The following is a 17575-nucleotide window of genomic DNA, read 5'->3' on the forward strand; positions in this document are numbered from 1 at the left end:
GTCACCGCCGAGCACTGTCGGAAATCATCACGGTCACCTGACGGGTCTCGCATCCATGCTGCGAACGGAGCTACCCCCGGAAGATGTTCTCCCGGTGCCATCTGAAGTAGCCAGCACTGGCCAGGGCGTACTCAACGATCTTTTTTCCGGCGAGCAGGTCGAGTCGTTCAGCGAGGGCGATACCAGCGTCGGCATCGTCGGCCGCGATGACACAGCCGTCGTCGCCAACGGCGATGTAGCCGGCCTCGAACAGGGCGTCGCAGCCGAACAGGCAGGCCGGCATGGCGATGTTGTCCAGGTCGCGCAGCTCGTCGTCGCTGCACGCGGCCCGTTTCTTGATGTGCGCGGCCCAGAGGAAGCGCACCGGGTATCGCTGGCCGCACAGCGCGCAATTCGCTTCAGCGGCTGACCCGAACAGCCGGCGGCGTAGGGACGCCTGTTCACCACGATGTTCGGCAGTGCCGACACGCCGGAGGTCGCCTTCGAAGGTGAAGTCACCGACCGCTGCGGAGTCCTCGTCGGGTGCCGCCAGCCTGACCACCGGCGGGCTTCCGGTAGCCCGGGCGCCTGGCAGGGTCAGCAGCACGGCCCCGATGAAGGCGCTGCGGTGGCCGACGGCACGAGGGTGGATCTCGACGCTCCGCTCCTCGACGAGGCGGGTGAGCGCATCATCGACCCAGGCGATCGGCACCTGTTGCCCTTGCGGCGACCGGCTGGTCGCCACTTTGACGTGCGGTGGCTGCACTTCGAGGATGGTGTTGGTGCGGCCGGACACGGTCGGCAGTAGCTGTCCGATGAGACGTCGCAGCAGGTCGGCGGCACCAGCAGTAGCCTCCGGCGGCACGAAAGGTGCTGCGCCGCGATCTCCGACGTGTCGGAGCAGGGCGGCCCATTCCGTGTCGGTCACCCGAAACGGGCTGCCGGCCATGGGTTGCCGGATGATCGCACTGTCAGCAAACTGCGGATCCGCCGCCAGCTCGGCTTTGGGCACGGCATCGTCGATGAAGTTGCTGGTCAGGGTGATCGGTAGCAGCCAGCGGCGGTGCCCCCGGCCGGGCGCGACCGCCCACTGTACGCCGTCCGCCGCGTCGTCCGGGTCCTCCTCAGTCGGGCTGCCCGCCACTTCGCCCAGGCCGACGACGCCGGCGTTCTTGCCGCTGACCCACAACGCGAACTGATCTCCGCTGGCGATCTCCGAGGCGTACCGCGTGATGGACCAGGAGCCCAGCTGCTGGCCAGAGGCGAAGAAGTCGTGAATCTGCCACCGCTCCGGGTTGCACTGCAACACCCACTGCGCCATGCGGCCTGCCTTCAACTCGTCACTGGCACCGCCACTTACACCGGAACGTCGGGCCACCGAGGTGTGGCCCGACGTTCCCGGCACGAGCAGCGGTTGCCATCCCGGCAAGGGGCCGGTCAGCGGGGGTCGGCGGCCTTAATGGTGGTGAGGAAGCCGGTCCAGGCCGACGGATCGAAGGCCAGCGACGGGCCGCCGCGGTCCTTTGAGTCGCGTACGCCGATGGTGTCGGCGGTGAGGCGGACCTCGACGCAGGCGGCGTTGTCGGAGCTACGGGAGGACTTGAACCAACCGCGTACCGGGTCTTGCTCGGTCATTCCATCTCCTGGGCGACCTGGCGGATCAGGGCGAGGGACTCCTCGAAGCTTAACGCCCGCTCCAGCGTCTCACCGAAGGTGATCGTGTAGTCGGCGACCCGGGTGGACTGGTCGATGATGTCGCTGGAGGTCAGCACCTCCTGCCAGACCAGGTCCGGCACCCGCATCGACGGGAACGACAGGATCTGGAACGGCCCACCGAGCGCCGGGTAGGCACCGGCCGAGAACGGGACGACATGGATCCGAGCGTGTTCCGGGTGCCGGGTCATCAGGTCCGCCAGGTGATCGAGCTGGGCGCGCATCACCGTCGGGCCGCCGATCTGCTGGCGAATCGCCCCCTCGCTGAAGATGGCGGTGACCCGCAGCGGCGGGTTCTCGGCGAGCCGGCGCTGGCGGGCCAGGCGCACCTCGATGCGCTGCTCGGTCTCAGTGAGCCGGACGTAGGTGTTTCCGCCGCGCAGGATCGCGCGGGCGTACGCCTCGGTCTGCAGCAGGCCGTTGATGAGTTCGCCCTGGTAGGTGCGGACGTGGTCGGCACCCGCTTCGTAGCCGAGGAAGCGCAGGAACTCGGCCGGGAAGAGCTGCTTGTACGTGTGCCACCAGGCGCGGGCCATCGCGCCGATCCGCAGCGCCTCCAGCTCGGTGGCCTCCTGGTCGTCGATCTCGTAGATCTTGACGAGTTGGGCGAGCCGGTCGGCGGGGAGTTTGACCTTGCCGATCTCCACTCCGGAGACGTACGCCTGGGTGATGCCGCTGCTGCGGCCGACGCCGACAGCGGTCATGCCGAGCTCCTCGCGGCGCTCACGCAACCGGAGCCCGAGCTCCATGGCGTGCACGGTGGGCGACATGGCGGCGCTGGTAGGTGTCTTACGTGTCCTTGGTGCACGTGCCATCGGTGGTCTCCCTCGCGATTGGATGGTGACCACGACATCACACCAGGTGATCATGAAACACACAAGGGGTTGATATAACTTCCCTGTCGCGCCATGCTTCCTCCACAGACCAGCATGAGTTGATCAAGGAGGCCACAGTGGCAGGACAGTTGGTGTGGGTGGACGGCGAGCAGCACGAACGGTACGGATTCTCGCTATGCCAGGTGATTAACCCGGGCACGACCGACGAGCGCTACGACCTGCTCGGGGTAATCGAGGTTCCGTTCGACCAGCGCCACCCCGAGCGCGTCGCCGACCAGCTCCACCCGTGGGCGGTCGCCACCCTCCGGGCCGCCGGATACGGCTTCGGCCACTACCTCGCCGAGCTCACCGGCCTCGACGAGGACGGCGAACCGTGGCACCACATCCGGAACGAGCACATCAATTGGTCAGGCACCGCCGTGCTGGTGCCCCAGACCTGACCGAGCGCTGGCGACGCACAGCGCCTCACTCGCCGACAGCCGAGTCGCAGTTGCCCGCTTCACCGGCGAGAACGGGATTCCGCAGGTCCCGTCGCGTGGCTATACAAGCTACGACGGCTCCCAGCCCGCATCGATGGCGTCTTGGAGTCGCTTGCTGAACACGGCATGCGCCTGGCGGTACTCGTTCTCGCGGTCAGCCTTGTAGAACGGCGCCGCGTATCCACCCGGCACCGGATTCCGCTCCGGGTCCTCCAAGTACGCTATCAGTTCATCGATACTCTCGCGCCGCTGACGCCTTCCCCACACGATGCGCTCTGACGCAATCCGACGACCGGCGGCATCGAAGTACATGCCCACTTCATACTTAGCAAGTGTTCCGTAACGCGATCGATAGACTGAAACGAGCGAGTCAGCCGTCATGCCGAGCCACACAGCAACTAGGGCGTCAAGCTCAATTAATGCAGAGCGACGGGCAAGATCCGTACGCAGCGGAGCCGCCTCACCCCACTCCCTGGAGACATCACCGAGACTGCCGACAGACGGCCACGGAATGGCCCAATCTTCAATCCTCCATGCCGATGAGTACAATTGTGACCACAGCTCACCGTACGATTCGGTTAAGCAGTTCAAACGAAGTGCCCTAAGCAGTAAAGGAAGCTCGAGGGGATGACCTTCATCAGGCACAGGCATCACAAGGGCTTCAGCTCTACTCATATGCTCGCGACCCGTTACTCTCAAAAGGTAGTCAAGAGGCAATGAGGCCCAGAATCCAGCGGTCAGCACGGTAAGCTTATCACTCTCTCGCGCCATACTCCGGACCGAATGAACATGAGTTGGCCCCGGAGGAAATATTGCAGGAAAGAGGCTGCGCTCATTTTCGGCTTTTGTCATTTCGCGCCAGAAAACGCGATACAAATCTGTGCACTTACGGGGATTTTCGCATTCCTTGAACCAGATATCCGCCTTGCTCTCATAGCGAATTCGATCACTCGCTGGAATATATTGAGTCGCCGGAAGAAAGTCTCTCGGCAGCAGCTCAAGATCCACCGGGAAATCAAAGTTACCAGTATTCGGCTCTTGTTTTGCAAATGGCGTTGCAAGAGAAAAGTTTGGTCCTTTAATTATTACATCATTCCAGGAGCTACGCAACCCTGGACGTTCATCAAACAGCCCGGCGACCCTGTCAGTTCGCTCATTAAATCCAGAACTTAGACCAAAAGCCCGATCTGACAGCCTCGGCCTCGCCCGAGCCAAGGCTTCCATCGCCGCATTCTCGGCAGTTGTCACCGGGTGGAGAAGTGGCGTCTCCTCGGCACCCAAGTCATTTCGATTCAAGAGTTGCCGCCAGACCTTCAACCTAGCCACGTCGACACGAATTAGACGGTCACGATGCGCTCGAATATCCCAATCCCGACCATTCTTGATTGCAGGCAGGGGGCCAACGCCGTGCAGGTCAGCCAAGGAGTCCATGAAGGTTTTCACCGAAAAAAGCTTGCTAGCTCGTAAGAAGTTTATACCTTTTGGTGACCCGTAAACACTCAATCCGAACTCCTGCTTCCTACCCACCGGTGGAGCAAACGCCCAGTTTGAGACATTCACAAATCCTGCCTGAATGCGCAAACGTCGATATGAAGCCGGGCGAAGAGCTCCTTCTGCGGGCCCCGTCAAATGGGTATCAGGATGCAGCAGTCCTGATACCCCGACGACCGATGCATGCCTCCACACCCGAACGATGAAGCATCGGTAGAAGTCAGCTCGTGCTCCCCCGAGAATCTGATACTCAACCCCACTTCCAACGAATGCCGAAAGTCCACTAGCAGCCGCCCTTTCGTCGAGGTAGAACTTCGATTCTGCAGGCCGGCACACTAATCTCAACCTCCACTCAGCCTCCACCTCGGCACTTGCATGACGATGCAAGACAAGCCAAGGATCAAGCTCAGCCAGCACAACCGTTTCCGTCCAATCCGGACGGACCCAAGGTGGGTTGCCGACTTGGAGGTCGAAGCCACCGTTGGCGAAAGTGTGGGCGAAGGTGAGCTCCCAGTGGAAGAAACCCTGCTGGTCGGCGATCGTCTCGGCGGCGGATAGCCAGGGAAACCGGCCGGGAAGCCGGTGTGTCTGCTCCATGCCCATCGGGCCGATCAGCGAGTCCTCGTAGTCGGTCAGCTCCTCCAGCTTGGTGAAGCCGCTGACCAGTGAGTCAGCCGGGATGTCGTGCCGGCCGACCAACGCTTCGGCGAAGGTGAGCCAGTCGTCGAGGCTGGCCAGGGCTGCCGGCCGATCGATCCGCTCAGGCCGGCTAACCTTCCGGGTCCCGGTTGGCCGCAGCGGCATCGCCAACTGCTGCGGCGGCACCTCACCCCAGAGCGAGGGTGCTTCGTAGCTGACTGGGTCGGCGTACGACGGCTCTTCCCTTACGTGGGTGACCTCGACCGGCGCGGCTGGGTACGTCGACTGGTCGGAGCCGTCCAGCAGCCCGACCTTGTCCAGCGGCCAGAACCACAGGGCGCACCAGGTGTCCATCAGGGTTTTCAGCCGCCAGTACGGCGTTCCTGCGGCGGTCAGATCGGCGAGGATCTCCTCGCGGGGCACCGCCTCGGTCACCGGGGGCAGATCGTCGGCACCCCAGACCGGGATGTGCCGGCGGATCTCCTGCTCGGAGAGGGCCAGCCGACGGCGGACCAGGGTCCACAGGAACTCGACCCGGCCAGCGAGCGCCTGGAGCCTGGCCACCTGCGACGGATTGTTCTTGCTGCCCTTCGCGTTCGGGGTGCGGCGCATCGCCGTACGCCATTTGCGGAGCCGTTCGGTCTCAGCCTTCGCCAGCTCGCGGGCCTCCTTCTCCCCCGCGACCGCGCCCCAGCCGTCGGCCGGCAGCAGGAAGTGGTGGATGGTGCCCGGCTCGATGTCGCCGTCGCGGAACGGCCTGTCCTGCGGGGCGGTGGTCAGCCACGATTTGTCGGCCAGCTGCTTCGGGTCGTACAGCTTGCGGGCACCGCCGATCAGTGAGTTACCGCGCCGCAGGTGCAGGCCGAACCAGGGCGCCTGCAGGCCGGCGTGCATGACGTTGAGCCAGATCGACACCTCGGCCAGCTCGACGGCAGTGCGGTTGAGGTCGACGCCGTAGCTGTTGTGCAGCGCGATGTACGCCTTCACCCGCTGCAGCTCCAGGTGGTACGCCTCCGGGTCGAGGCTGACGCCCAGCTCCTTCTGCCGGCGGCGCAGGTATTCGGCGGCGACCTGGTTGATCGCCTCGTTGAGGAACGCGCCGGAGCCCAGCGCCGGCTCGCAGATCGTCCAGTCGAGCAGCTCCCGCGCCCGGGTGACGGTGCCGTCCTGGTCGAGCCGGTACTTCAACGCCAGCTGGACGGTGACCTCGGTCAACGACTGCGGGGTGTAGTAGGAGGCACTGGTCTGCCGGTCGCGGCCGGCGAGCCGCCAGACAAACTGACCCGGCTCGTAGCTGACCCGGCTCCGCACCCCGGTGTAGAGGTTCTCCCGGTAGACGAAGACGCTGTCGTCGTACTCGTCGGCCTTGGAGGCCGGGATCATCCACGAGCCGTCCTTCGGGTCGCCGTGCTTGGCCACCTCGTAGAGCATTTCGGTGGCGACGAAGCCGGTGTAGGACATCAGCCCTTCGTAGACCGCGCCGAGCTGGTTGATGCCGAGCTGGGCGTACGAGATGAAGCCGCCGCGACGTTTGCGCCCGCCCTTGGTGAGCATCAGCCGGCGCAGCACCTGGTAGAGCGTGATGTTGCGTAGCCGGGTGTCGATGGTAGGGGCGGCCGGGTCATCCGGGTCGGCGTCCGGGCGCGGCAGCCGCCGGCCGATCAGGTGGGTCTTCTCCGGCAGGAACAGGTCGGAGCGCAGCGGTTCGAACCGCAGCCCGACGCCGTCGCTCGCATCGTCCGCCACCGCCACCCCGTCGCGCTGCCGGTGTCCTTTGTTGACCTTGGCGAACAGCAGGTCGAGGGATTGGTACAGGTGGAAGCCGTTTTCGGCGGACGGCGGCAGCCTGCGGGCGACCAGATCGCCGAGGCGGGCCATGCTGTAGCCGCTGACGTACTCGGGGTCATCGACCGGCAGCACGCCCAGCTCGGGGCGGGCCTCGGCGTAGAGCAGGAACAGGATCCGGTAGAGGTAGCGCAGCGCTTCCCGGCCCAGCTCCTTGGCCAGTTCGTCCAGCTGCATCACCTCCTGCGGCTGGAAACCGGCTTCCCGGATGCGGTCCAGCACCTCGTTGGCGATCAGCTCGACCGAGTCCCGCAGGCCCTGGCGCAGCTCACCGGAGACGCCGACGGCGTGCGACCGGGAGCCGGCGACCAGGTCGGCGAGGGGTTCGCTGCCGCCTTCGGCGGGCGGGCGCAGCGAGTCGGCGCCGAACAGCGCCGCGACGACGTCGAGCTCGCGCTCGTCGTTGCGGGCGTACGCGGTGTCCAGGCTGACCGCCAGGTAGCGGCCCTCACCCCAGACCGCCCGGTCTGCGAGGGTGATCACGCCACCGCTGAGGATCAGCACGTACCGCAGATTGGGCTGCTCGGCCGCGAACAGCCAGGAGGCGAGTTTCTGCCCGGTGGTGATGGTCTCGCCGCCGGCCGGGGTGAACGGGTCGAGCAGCCGACCGGCGCCGCCGGGGTCCTGGGCGGCGTCGGTGTCGACGGCCCAGCCGCAGTCGAGCGCGACGATGCCGTGGCCGGTGCTGCTGACCTCGGCGTGAGCGACCCGCACCTCGTGGTCCTGGCCGGAGCGTTCGACGGTGAGCAGCTGCGGGGCCGGGTCGAAGCCGAGGCGGCGCAGCACCTCGTCGTGCAGTTTGCGCAGCCGTTCCGCGTCGTACAGGTCGGTGTCGGCCAGCTCGGTGCGGGCGTCGAAGTAGTCGCGGCGCATCCCGCGCAGCCCGGCCCGGGGCGTTACCCGGCCGGATTTCTCCTCCTCGGCCCAGCGTTTCAGCAGGCCGCCCTTGAGGGTGGTGGGCAGCACCTCGGCGAGGTAGTGCGGAGAAAGGTATTCGCCACGGTTGGTCAGTGCGTCGAAACTCATGCGGCGGTCTCCGGCGGCGAGGCGGGCGAGGTGGGCAAGGTGGACGGAGTGAGGACGGCGAGCACCCGCAGCAGCGGGTCGCCGGCGGTTTCCAGCCGGTCGAGCAGGTCGTGCTGCTCCTGCACGGTGGCGCTGACCCGCTGGCGGCGGCGGGTCTGCTGGGCGACCGGCAGCTCGTCGAAGAGGCTGGCCTGCTCGAACCGGCCGAGCCGTTCCCGGTAGCGGCGCAGCGGTTCGGCGTTGGCCTCGGTCACCTCGTCGCGGCGGTCGGCGAGATAGTCGCGGGCGGCGTCGACGGCGGCCGGGAGCAGGTCGGTCAGCGGGTCCAGCGGGACGGGCCGTGCGGGGTTGACCATCTCGGGGCCGACGCCGGCTTCCCGCAGCACCTCGTCCATCGGGCGGATCGTCGGCGTGTCGGGCAGCCCGGCGACGGCCATCCACTGCACCACGGTCGGCTGGCCGAGCCGGTTGGTGTAGACGCCCTGGATCAGGAAGACCGGGCCGGGCACGTCGGCGGTGAGCACCGGCGCCTGCTGGCGACCGAGCCGGATCAGCACCTTGTCGACCAGCCAGTCGATCATCGGGTGTACGTCGCTGAGGTAGGCGATCTCCGGCCAGACGGTGGTGCGGCTTTCCCGCGCCTCGGCGAGTTTGCGCTGGGCGAGCCGGCGATCGAGGGTGACCTTGAGCCGCAGCTGGTCGCCTTCCTGATGTGCTTTCAGGTAGGAGCGGGGCAGGTCGGACAGGCGCGCCACCAGGTCGTCAGGGGCGTGGAAGGTCAGCAGCGTGTCTTCGCGGCGCAGGTCGAGGGCGTCCTCGGGCCGGTCGGCGTAGAGCTCCCGCAGCGCGGTGTCGACGAAGTCGCGGGTGGAGTCGAACAGTTTCGGCACCTGCGCCCGGGGCACCTCGGCGGCCTCCGGTGCGCTGCCGACCTCGGCGAGCAGCTGCGCCATCGGGTCCAGCTCGGCTTCGATGCCGGCCTCGGCGTACGACTCCTCCACGGTCTTGCCGGCGAGCAGGTCCTTGACCAGCCGGTCCTCCTCCACCTTGGCGTCGAAGTAGCCGGTGGCCGCTTCGACGCTGCCGAGAGTGCGGTGCGCGTGCTGCTCCCGGTGCAGCAGCTTCTCCGCCACCGTCCGGTCGTCCTTGGCGTCGGGCACCTCGGAGGTGAGGATCAGCGCCCGGAACTCGGGGCTGCGCCGCTGGTCGTAGCGGTCGACCCGGCCGTTGCGCTGCTCGATGCGGATCAGGCTCCACGGGATGTCGTAGTGGATCAGGTGGTGGCACTGCCGGTGCAGGTTGACGCCTTCGGAGGCGACGTCGCCGGTGAACAGCAGTCGCACCGTGCTGCCTTCCAGCTCGAACTCCTGCAGGAACCGCTGCTCCTCAGCTTCTGCGACACCGCCGTGCAGCACCCGGATGGCGGCCGGGCGGAGGCCGAGCCGGGCGGGCACCACCTCGGCGAGCCAGTTCAGCGTCGGCACCCGCTCGGAGAAGATCACCACGCGGGTGGTGCTGCCCGGCCCGACGCCGATGGACCGCAGCTCCTCGATCAGGTGGTCGAGTTTGCTGGAGTCACGGTCGGTCATCGCGGAGGTCAGCTCGGCGAGTCGGTCCAGCGCCGCCCGTTCGGTGCCGGTCGCCTTGCGGCGGCGGACGGCGACCGTCTCGGCCAGCGCGACGTGCGAGGACAGGAACGACTTCAACAACGTGTACGGGAACAGCCGGTCCTGGCCGCGGGCCGGTTCGTCGCTCCACTTGCCGGCCAGCCACACCTGGGTCAGCTCGGCGAAGATCTCCTCCTCGGCCGGGGTGGCCGGGCAGGGCACCGGCAGCGACGGTCCCCGGTCGGCCCAGCGGTCGCCGATCTGGTCCCGCACCTCCGGGCTGATCTTGGTGCGGCGCAGGTAGAGGTGGGCGATGTCGTCGGGCTGGTAGTTGCGTTTGTCGACGATCGCCGCCGGGTCGAGCAGCGAGATCAGCTCGGCGAACGACTCCTTGTCACCGTTGTGCGGGGTGGCGCTGGCCAGCAGCAGCGCGTCGGTCTTGGCGGCGAGCCGGCGGGCCAGCTCGTTACGTTGGGTGCCTTTGTTGATGAGATTGTGTGACTCGTCGATGACCACCGCGTCCCAGGTGATCGCGTCGAGGTGGTGGCCGAACTGGCCGGCGTCCTTGAGGGTGTCGACCGAGATGATCGCCCGCTTGAAGTAGGTGAACGGGTTACGCCCGGCCGGGATCTCCTGCTGGATGCGCTGGATGCCGGTGGAGTCGAGCCGCACCAGCGGGATCGCGAACCGGGTCCACAGCTCCCGTTGGAACTGCTCCAGCACCTGCTGTGGCGAGACAACCAGGATCCGTTCCCCTCGACCACGCCGGATCAGCTCGGCGAGGATCAGACCGATCTCCAGGGTCTTGCCGAGGCCGACGACGTCGGCAAGCAGAATCCGTGGCCGCAACCCGGCGAGGGCCAGCTCGACTGGGCGCAGCTGGTAGGTCAGCGGGTCGAGCAGGAACCGGTCGGCGAGCGCCAGGCCGCGCTCGGACCGGGGCAGCGGGGTGCGGCGCAGCACCGCCTCCAGGAACAGCCGGCTCTGCCGGAACCGGGACGTGTCGTCCTGGACCAGGACCGTCTCCTCCGGCCGCATCGACTGCACCTCATCGATCCCGGTGAAGAAGGTCGCCTCGATGTCCTGGACGAACTCGGACACCCCGACCGCCTTGATCATCGTGCCGTCGGGCGGGGCCGGTGTCGCCGTACGCACCAGCCACTCCTCGTCACGGACGACGATCCGCGAACCGGGCGCGAAGATGGCCTGCGAGGTGCTCATCAGGAAACCTTTCCTACCGGGTGGGGCTACGGCCGGCGGCCGGTATGACGGGCGGTCGGGGCGGCGGCCGTCAGCTGAGCAGTGTCGGCCGGCGGGCGTAACGCTGTCGCACCTGCTCCACCAGCCAGGACACTTCGGGGCGGGGCATGGGCGGGGTCGGGGTCGGTGCCGGGTCGACCGGTGCGGGCTGTTCAGCGCCCGACGGTCCGGGGTCCGTCGATGGTGGCTCCGGCTCCGGGTCGCCGAAGATCCCCCGCTCGGGGTCGACGACCGGGTCGGTCAGCTCCGGCGGGATCGGCAGGTCGCGGCTGGCGTCGAAGGTCGTCTCGACGACCATGCGGCGCAGGTCGGCGACGCTGGAGCCGCTGGTCGCGGTGGCGACCTGCAGCATCCGGTCCTTGACCGCGGCCAGGCTCGGCCGGGCAGTCGGGTCGAAGGCCAGCATCGCCCCGATGAGCTGCGTCAGCTCGACCGGCAGCCCGGTCAGGTCCGGCGGGTCCGCCGGGTCGGCGATCCGCCGCACCAGGTGCCAGCCATGCGCCTGCGGGTAAAGGTGGTGCCCGGTCAACGCGTACACGACAGTGGCGGCCAGCCCATAGACGTCCACCGCCGAGGTCAGCTCGCCGTCGCTGTCGATCTGCTCCGGCGCCATGTAGGCGGGGGTGCCGACCATCTCACCCGGTCGGGTCTGCCCGTGCTCACGACCGATCAGCACCGCCAGGCCGAAATCGATCAGCCTGGGGCCGGCGGGACCGAGGATGATGTTCTGCGGCTTCAGGTCGCGGTGCAGCAACCCTTGCTGATGCACCTTGGCCAGCCCGTCGGCCAGCAGCGCGGCGATCATCGCGGCGGTCGGCAGCGGCATCGGACCATGGGCGTCGACGTGCTGGCGCAGGGTGGCCCCCGGCACGTACTCCACCGCCAGCCAGGGTGGATCGGCATACGGGTCGGCATCCTCCAGGCGAGCCACCAACGACCCGTACACCTGCTTGAGACTGTCAACCTCGGCGGCGAACCGCGCGCGGATGCTCTCATCCTCGACGAGCTCGGGTTTGATCAACTTAAGGGCGACCCGATCGGCGGTCTGGGAGACAGCGAGATACACCTCCCCCATGCCCCCGGGCGCGATCAGCTCGACGATGCGGTAGCCGCCGATCCGCTCCGGCGCCACGTGACCTCCTCGGCGGACGCGAACCCAAGCCCAACCCAATTGACGGAACGTGTCCGTCAGGACGCATGACGCTATCGCGTCATAGATCGTCCCGCTACCAACCGAATGGCGTTTTCCGCCAAGTACCTACGCCTGATCCGCGCCCGCTTGTCCGCCAGCCGGGAAAGGGCGTGGCGGCCGGTGAGTCAGAGGCGGCAGGCGTGGATGTCGGTGACCAGGATGGCGCGGGCACCCAGGTCGTACAGCTCGTCCATGATCCGGTGCACCTCGGCGCGACGCACCATCGCCTGCACCGCCACCCAGCCCTCGCGGTGCAGCGGCGAGATGGTCGGCGACTCGATGCCCGGGGTCAGCGCGGTCGCCTGCTCCAGCAGGTCGGCGCGCACGTCGTAGGCGAGCATCACGTACCGACGGGCGACCAGGACCCCCTGCAGCCGGCGGATCAGCTGGTCGGCCTGGCCGGTGGTGGCGGCCCTGGCCGGGTGCACCAGCACCGCCGAGGAGCGCAGGATCGGCTCGCCGACGGTGACCAGGCCGGCCTGGCGCAGCGTGGCGCCGGTCTCCACCACGTCGGCGATCACGTCGGCGACGCCGAGCCGGATGGCGTTCTCCACCGCGCCGTCGAGGCGGACCACATCGGCTTTGAGGCCGTGTTCGCCGAGGTAGCTCTCGACCACCCCGGGGTACGCGGTGGCGATGCGCCGCCCGGCGATCTGCTCGGGCACCCGGGTCAGCGTCTCCGGGCGGGCGGCGAAGCGGAACGTCGCCCCGGCGAAGTCGAGGTCCAGCACCTCCTCGGCCGGACTGGCGGAGTCGATCAGCAGGTCCCGGCCGGTGATACCGAGTTCCAGCTCGCCGCTGCCGACGTAGGTGGCGATGTCGCGGGGACGCAGGTAGAAGAATTCGACGTTGTTGGCCTCGTCGCGGCAGAGGAGGTCCTTGGGGTCGGCGCGCTGCCGGTAGCCGGCCTCGCGCAGCATGTCGGCGGCCGGTCCGGAAAGGGTGCCCTTGTTGGGTACGGCGATGCGCAGCATCTCTGTCTCGCTCCTGTCGAGGGTGTGGGTCACGCGATGGTGAGGGTCACGGTCGCAAGGGCGGGTCAGAGATGTCGGTAGACGTCGTCGAGTTCCAGTCCGGTGGCCAGCATCAGCACCTGCGCCTGGTAGAGCAGCTGGGAGATCTCCTCGGCGGCCCGTTGCGGCCCTTCGTGCTCGGCGGCCATCCACGCTTCGGCCGCCTCCTCGACGACCTTCTTGCCGATCGCGTGTACGCCGCGTTCCAGCGCGGCCACCGTCGACGAGCCGGGGGTCCCGGCCGCCGCCTTGGCCTGCAACTCGGCGAACAGCTCCTCGAACGTCTTCACGGGGCCCGATTGTGGCAGCCGGTCCCCCGCCCGGTGCCCACCGGGTCCGCACCGGCCCACCAGCCGGTCACCGCACGGTGACGTCCGCGTCGACGAGGTTGCGTTTCCCGCCGCCGGAGACCATCGACTCCTCGTACGCCTCGACGGTGTAGTCGCCCGGCGGCAGGGTCAGCTCGACCGACGCCTCGCCCCGACCGGGTGCCCCGGCGTCGAGGGTGACGAACTGCTCGTGCACCACCTGGTTACCCCGGCGGACCCGCAGCTGAGCGGTGGCCTCGAAGACGCTGCCGGCCAGGTGCACGGTGAAGGTACCCCGGACCGTGGCGCCGTGCTGCGGCTCGATCAGCCACAGCAGACCGAGGGCGTCCAGCGCGGGCGCCTTGGTGAACGCCTGCGAGGTGTCGACGTGGCCCCACAGCCGAGGCACCGGTTCCCCATCGATCAGCAGCAGGATCTCCGGGTCGCCACCGACCACGCCGGCCACGGTCCAGGCGAGCTGCTGCACCGCCGCCTGCGCCGCCGGCTCGTCGAGGTTGGCGACCCGCGCGTCGGCGATGTTGACGCCGACCATGCCGTACTGGGTCCAGACGCTGGACACGGCGGCGCCGGTCGGCCACAGGGTGCGGTAGTCAGGGTCACGCAGCCGTGCGGCGGTGAGCATCTCGGTGATGGCGGCGCGCAGCTCGGGCACGGTGCCGGCGGCGGTCAACTCGAACTGGTGGAACTCGCGGTAGAGCCGCAGCCGGCCGTCGACCTCGCCGGCGTAGTAGACGGGCAGGGTGACGACGGTGGCGCCGGCCTGCTCGCCCGCCCCGCCGGCGGTGGGCGTCCCGGTCGCGGATCCGGCGACGGTGCCACCGGGACCGGGCTCCGCGGTCGCCCCGGTGGCGGCCGCGCTGGACGGGACGGGGGTGGCGGTGGCCGCCCCGGGCGGCGGCCCGGGGGGCGCGGTCGGTGGCAGGCAGCCGACGACGCCGACCATGGCGGCGGCCGCGGTCGCGACGGCGGTGCCGAGCAGGGTGACGGGCAGCCGGCGGCGACGCCGGGCGGTGATCCGCTCGCGGATCACCGGCAGCGCGTCCGGCCGTACGTCGACCCGCGCGGCGTGCCGGTGCAGCTCCCGCCGCAGCACGGTCTGGGCAAAGTCGTCGGTCTTCGGATCGTCGTCATCCATCACAAGCCGTCCAGGCTGTTGCGCAGCGCGGCGATGCCGCGCGCGGTGTGGCTCTTTACCGCACCCCGGCTGACACCCATCATGTCGGCGGTCTGAGCCTCGGACAGGTCGGCGTAGTAGCGCAGCACGATCGCCTCCCGTTGGCGCGGCGGCAGGGCACGCAGTGCGGTGATCATGTCGTCGTGGCGGAGCTGGTCGAGCGCGCCGGCTTCGGCACTGGGAGCGTCGGGGGCGGGCCGGGCGGCGGCGAGGTGGGCCTGCACGACCCGGCGGTGCCGGATCGCCGACCGGCTGCGGTTGACCACGGTCACCCGTAGGTAGGCCAGGGCCTTGTCGGCGTCGCGCAGGCGCCACCAGCGGCTGTGCAGGGCCACGTACGCGTCCTGCACGATCTCCTCGGCGAGGCCCGGCTCGTGCAGCAGCAGGGTGGCGAGGCGCACCAGCGGGCGGTAGTGCGCGGCGAACAGGCGGGTGACCGCTTCGTCCGCCGCCCACGCCGACGCTTCGCTGCGCTGCCGCGGCATCGTCCTCCCCGGATACACGTCGGTCACCAGTTCGGGTGTCACGCCGCTACGACGTGTGACACCCGCGCCTGGTTTACCGGTTGGCCGGGCAGAACGTGACGGGTCGGCGATCGGCCAGATTGGCCGCGCCGGTCAGGTCGGTCAGGTCGGTCAGGTCGCCGCAGGCGACCCGGAAGCGCCGGCGACCGCCGCGAGCGTCCGCAGGGCCAGTGCCGCGTCGAGTACGGCGACCATCGCCGACCAGCCCTTGTCCTCGACCGAGCCGGGCAGCCCGGCTCGGTCGCGGGCCTGCTCGACGGTCTCCACGGTGAGCACTCCGTGCCCGACCGGGGTGGACTCGTCCAGCGACACCCTGGTCAGGCCCTCGGTGACCGACTTGCAGACGTAGTCGAAGTGGGCGGTGGCACCGCGCACCACCACCCCCAGGGCGAGCACCGCGTCGCAGCGTCGGGCCAGGGCCTGGGCGAGGATCGGCAACTCGACCGAGCCGGCGACCCGTGCCACCCGCACGTCGGCGACGCCGCAGGCGTCGGCGGCGGCGAGAGCACGGGTGAGCATCGTGTCGACCAGGGACGCGTGCCAACGGGCGGCGACCACGCCGACGGTGAGCCCGCTCGCGTCGACGATGGAGACTCCCGGCTCCCCGAACCCGGCCACTACCCCCGCCCCCCGGCCACTTCACCGGCGGAGTCGAGCTCGTCGAGCAGGTGGCCCATCCGGTCACGTTTGGTGCGCAGGTAGCGCAGGTTCTCCGGGTGCGGATGGATGGTGAGCGGCTCCCGGCCGACGACGGTCAACCCGTACCCGGTCAGTCCGGAGATCTTGTCGGGGTTGTTGGTGAGCAGCCGGATCGAGCGCAGTCCGAGGTCGTGCAGGATCTGCGCACCGGTGCCGTAGTCGCGGGCATCGGCGGGCAGCCCGAGTTCGAGGTTGGCGTCGACGGTGTCGCGGCCCTGGTCCTGCAGCTGGTAGGCGCGCAGCTTGTGGGCCAGCCCGATGCCACGCCCCTCGTGACCCCGCAGATAGAGCACGACGCCGCGGCCCTCGGCCGCGACCCGGCGCAGGGCCGCGTCGAGCTGCGGGCCGCAGTCACACCGTAGCGAGCCGAACACGTCGCCGGTGAGGCACTCGGAGTGCACCCGCACCAGCACGTCCCGCCCGTCGTCGATGTCACCGTAGACCAGGGCGATGTGCTCGGCCGGGTCGTGGGCGACCCGGTAGCCGACGGCGCGGAACACCCCGGACGGCAATGGCAGCCGGGTCTGGGCGACCCGCTGCACGTGGGTCTCGGTACGCCGCCGGTAGGCGATCAGGTCGGCGATGGTGATCAGGGTCAGCCCGTGGTCGGCGGAGAACTTCTCCAGGTCCGGCAGGCGCATCATGCTGCCGTCGTCGTTGACGAGTTCGCACAGCACCCCGGCGGGACGCAGCCCGGCGAGCCGGGCCAGGTCGACCGCGGCTTCGGTGTGGCCGGGACGGTGCAGCACCCCACCGGCGCGTGCCCGCAGCGGCACGATGTGCCCGGGTCGGGCGAGGTCGGCGGGGCCGGTGGCCGCATCGGCGAGCAGTCGCAGGGTGTGTGCCCGGTCGGCGGCGGAGATGCCGGTGCTGACGCCTTCGCGGGCGTCGACCGTGACGGTGTACGCGGTGCCGCGCCGGTCCTGGTTGGTGTGGTACATCGGCGGCAGGTCGAGCCGGTCGCACTCGGTCTCCGGCAGCGGGGCGCAGATGTAGCCGGAGGTGTAGCGCACCATGAAGGCGACCAGCTCGGCGCTGGCGTGCTCGGCCGCGAAGATCAGATCACCCTCGTTCTCCCGGTCGGCGTCGTCGACGACCACCACGGCCCGCCCGTCGGCGAGGTCGTCGAGGGCCTGTTCCACGCTGCCGAACCGTCCGGCGGCGGTCACCGGCGGGCCTCGCTGACCTGCACCTGCTTCGCCACGTACTTCGCTATCACGTCGACCTCCAGGTTGACCGGGTCCCCGACCGTCCTACGGCCGAGGGTGGTGAGCTGCAGTGTGGTGGGGATCAGGCCGACCTCGAACCAGCCGGATGCCACACCGGTGACGGTCAGCGACACGCCGTCGACCGCGATGGATCCCTTTTCGACGACGTACCGGTGCAGGTCGCCGGGGAGACTGATCCGGACGGTGTCCCACCGCTCGCCCGGGGTCCGGGCGAGGACGGTGGCCACCCCGTCGACGTGGCCCTGCACCAGGTGTCCGCCGAGTCGGGTGGCGAGGGTCGCGGCGCGTTCCAGGTTGACCGGGTCGCCGGGCCGCAATCCGCCCAGCGAGCTGCGGTCGAGAGTCTCCTTCATGACGTCCACGGTGAACCGGTCGCGATCGACGGTGACCACGGTCAGGCAGACCCCGTCGACCGCGATGGAGTCGCCGTGCTTGGCGTCGGTGGCGACCAGCGGTCCTCGTACGGTGAGCACGCCGCCGTCGCCGTGCCGGTCGAGGACGCCGACCTCGCCCAGCTCCTCGATGATGCCGGTGAACATC

At 68.9% G+C, this 17575-nt stretch carries 14 protein-coding genes; 1 reads left to right on the forward strand and 13 read right to left on the reverse strand.

The genetic code is table 11. The features are described 5' to 3' along the window. Positions 1–70 precede the first annotated feature (70 nt). From ACN27F_RS04160 to ACN27F_RS04170, 3 genes are all read right to left on the reverse strand, one after another. On the reverse strand, positions 71–1300 hold the full coding sequence (locus ACN27F_RS04160; protein WP_421431280.1) for an EVE domain-containing protein: 1230 nt from the start codon (positions 1298–1300) through the stop codon (positions 71–73). A 116-nt stretch (positions 1301–1416) separates the two neighbouring features. Continuing rightward, entirely contained in the window at positions 1417–1614 is a 198-nt protein-coding gene (locus tag ACN27F_RS04165) for a DUF397 domain-containing protein (RefSeq protein WP_421431281.1), read from the reverse strand. Further along, positions 1611–2462 (reverse strand): DUF5753 domain-containing protein, encoded by an 852-nt coding sequence (locus tag ACN27F_RS04170; RefSeq protein WP_421431282.1) that lies wholly within the window; start codon positions 2460–2462, stop codon positions 1611–1613. Before ACN27F_RS04170 ends, ACN27F_RS04165 begins: the two co-directional genes overlap by 4 nt. Before the next feature lie 182 nt (positions 2463–2644). Here ACN27F_RS04170 and ACN27F_RS04175 point away from each other — a divergent pair, with 182 nt between their 5' ends. Continuing rightward, the gene (locus ACN27F_RS04175; protein ID WP_421431283.1) at positions 2645–2968 is read left to right on the forward strand and encodes a hypothetical protein; all 324 of its coding nucleotides are present in this window, start codon (positions 2645–2647) and stop codon (positions 2966–2968) included. Between the two features lie 108 nt (positions 2969–3076). Here ACN27F_RS04175 and ACN27F_RS04180 read toward each other — a convergent pair whose 3' ends face one another. From ACN27F_RS04180 to ACN27F_RS04225, 10 genes are all read right to left on the reverse strand, one after another. Continuing rightward, on the reverse strand, positions 3077–8008 hold the full coding sequence (locus ACN27F_RS04180) for a class I SAM-dependent DNA methyltransferase (RefSeq protein WP_421431284.1): 4932 nt from the start codon (positions 8006–8008) through the stop codon (positions 3077–3079). Further along, positions 8005–10836, reverse strand: coding sequence for a helicase-related protein (locus ACN27F_RS04185; protein ID WP_421431285.1), 2832 nt, complete (start codon positions 10834–10836; stop codon positions 8005–8007). The genes ACN27F_RS04180 and ACN27F_RS04185 overlap by 4 nt, the downstream gene beginning before the upstream one ends. A gap of 70 nt (positions 10837–10906) precedes the next feature. Beyond that, positions 10907–12007 (reverse strand): serine/threonine-protein kinase, encoded by a 1101-nt coding sequence (locus ACN27F_RS04190; RefSeq protein WP_421431286.1) that lies wholly within the window; start codon positions 12005–12007, stop codon positions 10907–10909. Between the two features lie 185 nt (positions 12008–12192). Continuing rightward, the gene (gene hisG / locus ACN27F_RS04195) at positions 12193–13041 is read right to left on the reverse strand and encodes an ATP phosphoribosyltransferase (RefSeq protein WP_421431287.1); all 849 of its coding nucleotides are present in this window, start codon (positions 13039–13041) and stop codon (positions 12193–12195) included. A 65-nt stretch (positions 13042–13106) separates the two neighbouring features. Further along, positions 13107–13370 carry a phosphoribosyl-ATP diphosphatase gene (locus ACN27F_RS04200; RefSeq protein ID WP_421431288.1) on the reverse strand — a complete coding sequence of 88 codons (264 nt, stop codon included), beginning with the start codon at positions 13368–13370 and terminating at the stop codon, positions 13107–13109. A 67-nt stretch (positions 13371–13437) separates the two neighbouring features. Continuing rightward, positions 13438–14544: a Gmad2 immunoglobulin-like domain-containing protein gene (locus ACN27F_RS04205; protein WP_421431289.1), complete on the reverse strand. Its 1107-nt coding sequence runs from the start codon at positions 14542–14544 to the stop codon at positions 13438–13440. Next, the gene (locus ACN27F_RS04210; RefSeq protein ID WP_421431290.1) at positions 14544–15110 is read right to left on the reverse strand and encodes a SigE family RNA polymerase sigma factor; all 567 of its coding nucleotides are present in this window, start codon (positions 15108–15110) and stop codon (positions 14544–14546) included. Before ACN27F_RS04210 ends, ACN27F_RS04205 begins: the two co-directional genes overlap by 1 nt. Before the next feature lie 108 nt (positions 15111–15218). Beyond that, positions 15219–15725: a 6,7-dimethyl-8-ribityllumazine synthase gene (ribH, locus tag ACN27F_RS04215; RefSeq protein ID WP_421431291.1), complete on the reverse strand. Its 507-nt coding sequence runs from the start codon at positions 15723–15725 to the stop codon at positions 15219–15221. Next, on the reverse strand, positions 15725–16975 hold the full coding sequence (locus ACN27F_RS04220; protein ID WP_421431292.1) for a bifunctional 3,4-dihydroxy-2-butanone-4-phosphate synthase/GTP cyclohydrolase II: 1251 nt from the start codon (positions 16973–16975) through the stop codon (positions 15725–15727). The genes ribH and ACN27F_RS04220 overlap by 1 nt, the downstream gene beginning before the upstream one ends. Further along, a complete protein-coding gene (locus ACN27F_RS04225) occupies positions 16972–17574 on the reverse strand; it encodes a riboflavin synthase (RefSeq protein WP_421431293.1) in 603 nt (200 codons plus the stop codon). Before ACN27F_RS04225 ends, ACN27F_RS04220 begins: the two co-directional genes overlap by 4 nt. Position 17575 lies beyond the last annotated feature (1 nt).

The organism is Solwaraspora sp. WMMB335, assembly GCF_049179075.1.
Lineage (GTDB): Bacteria > Actinomycetota > Actinomycetes > Mycobacteriales > Micromonosporaceae > Micromonospora_E.

What these genes read in the sequence shown, in the direction of transcription:
- ACN27F_RS04160 (WP_421431280.1), bottom strand. Translation starts at nt 1,300, where the DNA reads ATGGCGCAGTGGGTGTTGCAGTGCAACCCGGAGCGGTGGCAGATTCAC.
- ACN27F_RS04165 (WP_421431281.1), bottom strand. Translation starts at nt 1,614, where the DNA reads ATGACCGAGCAAGACCCGGTACGCGGTTGGTTCAAGTCCTCCCGTAGC.
- ACN27F_RS04170 (WP_421431282.1), bottom strand. Translation starts at nt 2,462, where the DNA reads ATGTCGCCCACCGTGCACGCCATGGAGCTCGGGCTCCGGTTGCGTGAG.
- ACN27F_RS04180 (WP_421431284.1), bottom strand. Translation starts at nt 8,008, where the DNA reads ATGAGTTTCGACGCACTGACCAACCGTGGCGAATACCTTTCTCCGCAC.
- ACN27F_RS04185 (WP_421431285.1), bottom strand. Translation starts at nt 10,836, where the DNA reads ATGAGCACCTCGCAGGCCATCTTCGCGCCCGGTTCGCGGATCGTCGTC.
- hisG (WP_421431287.1), bottom strand. Translation starts at nt 13,041, where the DNA reads ATGCTGCGCATCGCCGTACCCAACAAGGGCACCCTTTCCGGACCGGCC.
- ACN27F_RS04205 (WP_421431289.1), bottom strand. Translation starts at nt 14,544, where the DNA reads ATGGATGACGACGATCCGAAGACCGACGACTTTGCCCAGACCGTGCTG.
- ACN27F_RS04225 (WP_421431293.1), bottom strand. Translation starts at nt 17,574, where the DNA reads ATGTTCACCGGCATCATCGAGGAGCTGGGCGAGGTCGGCGTCCTCGAC.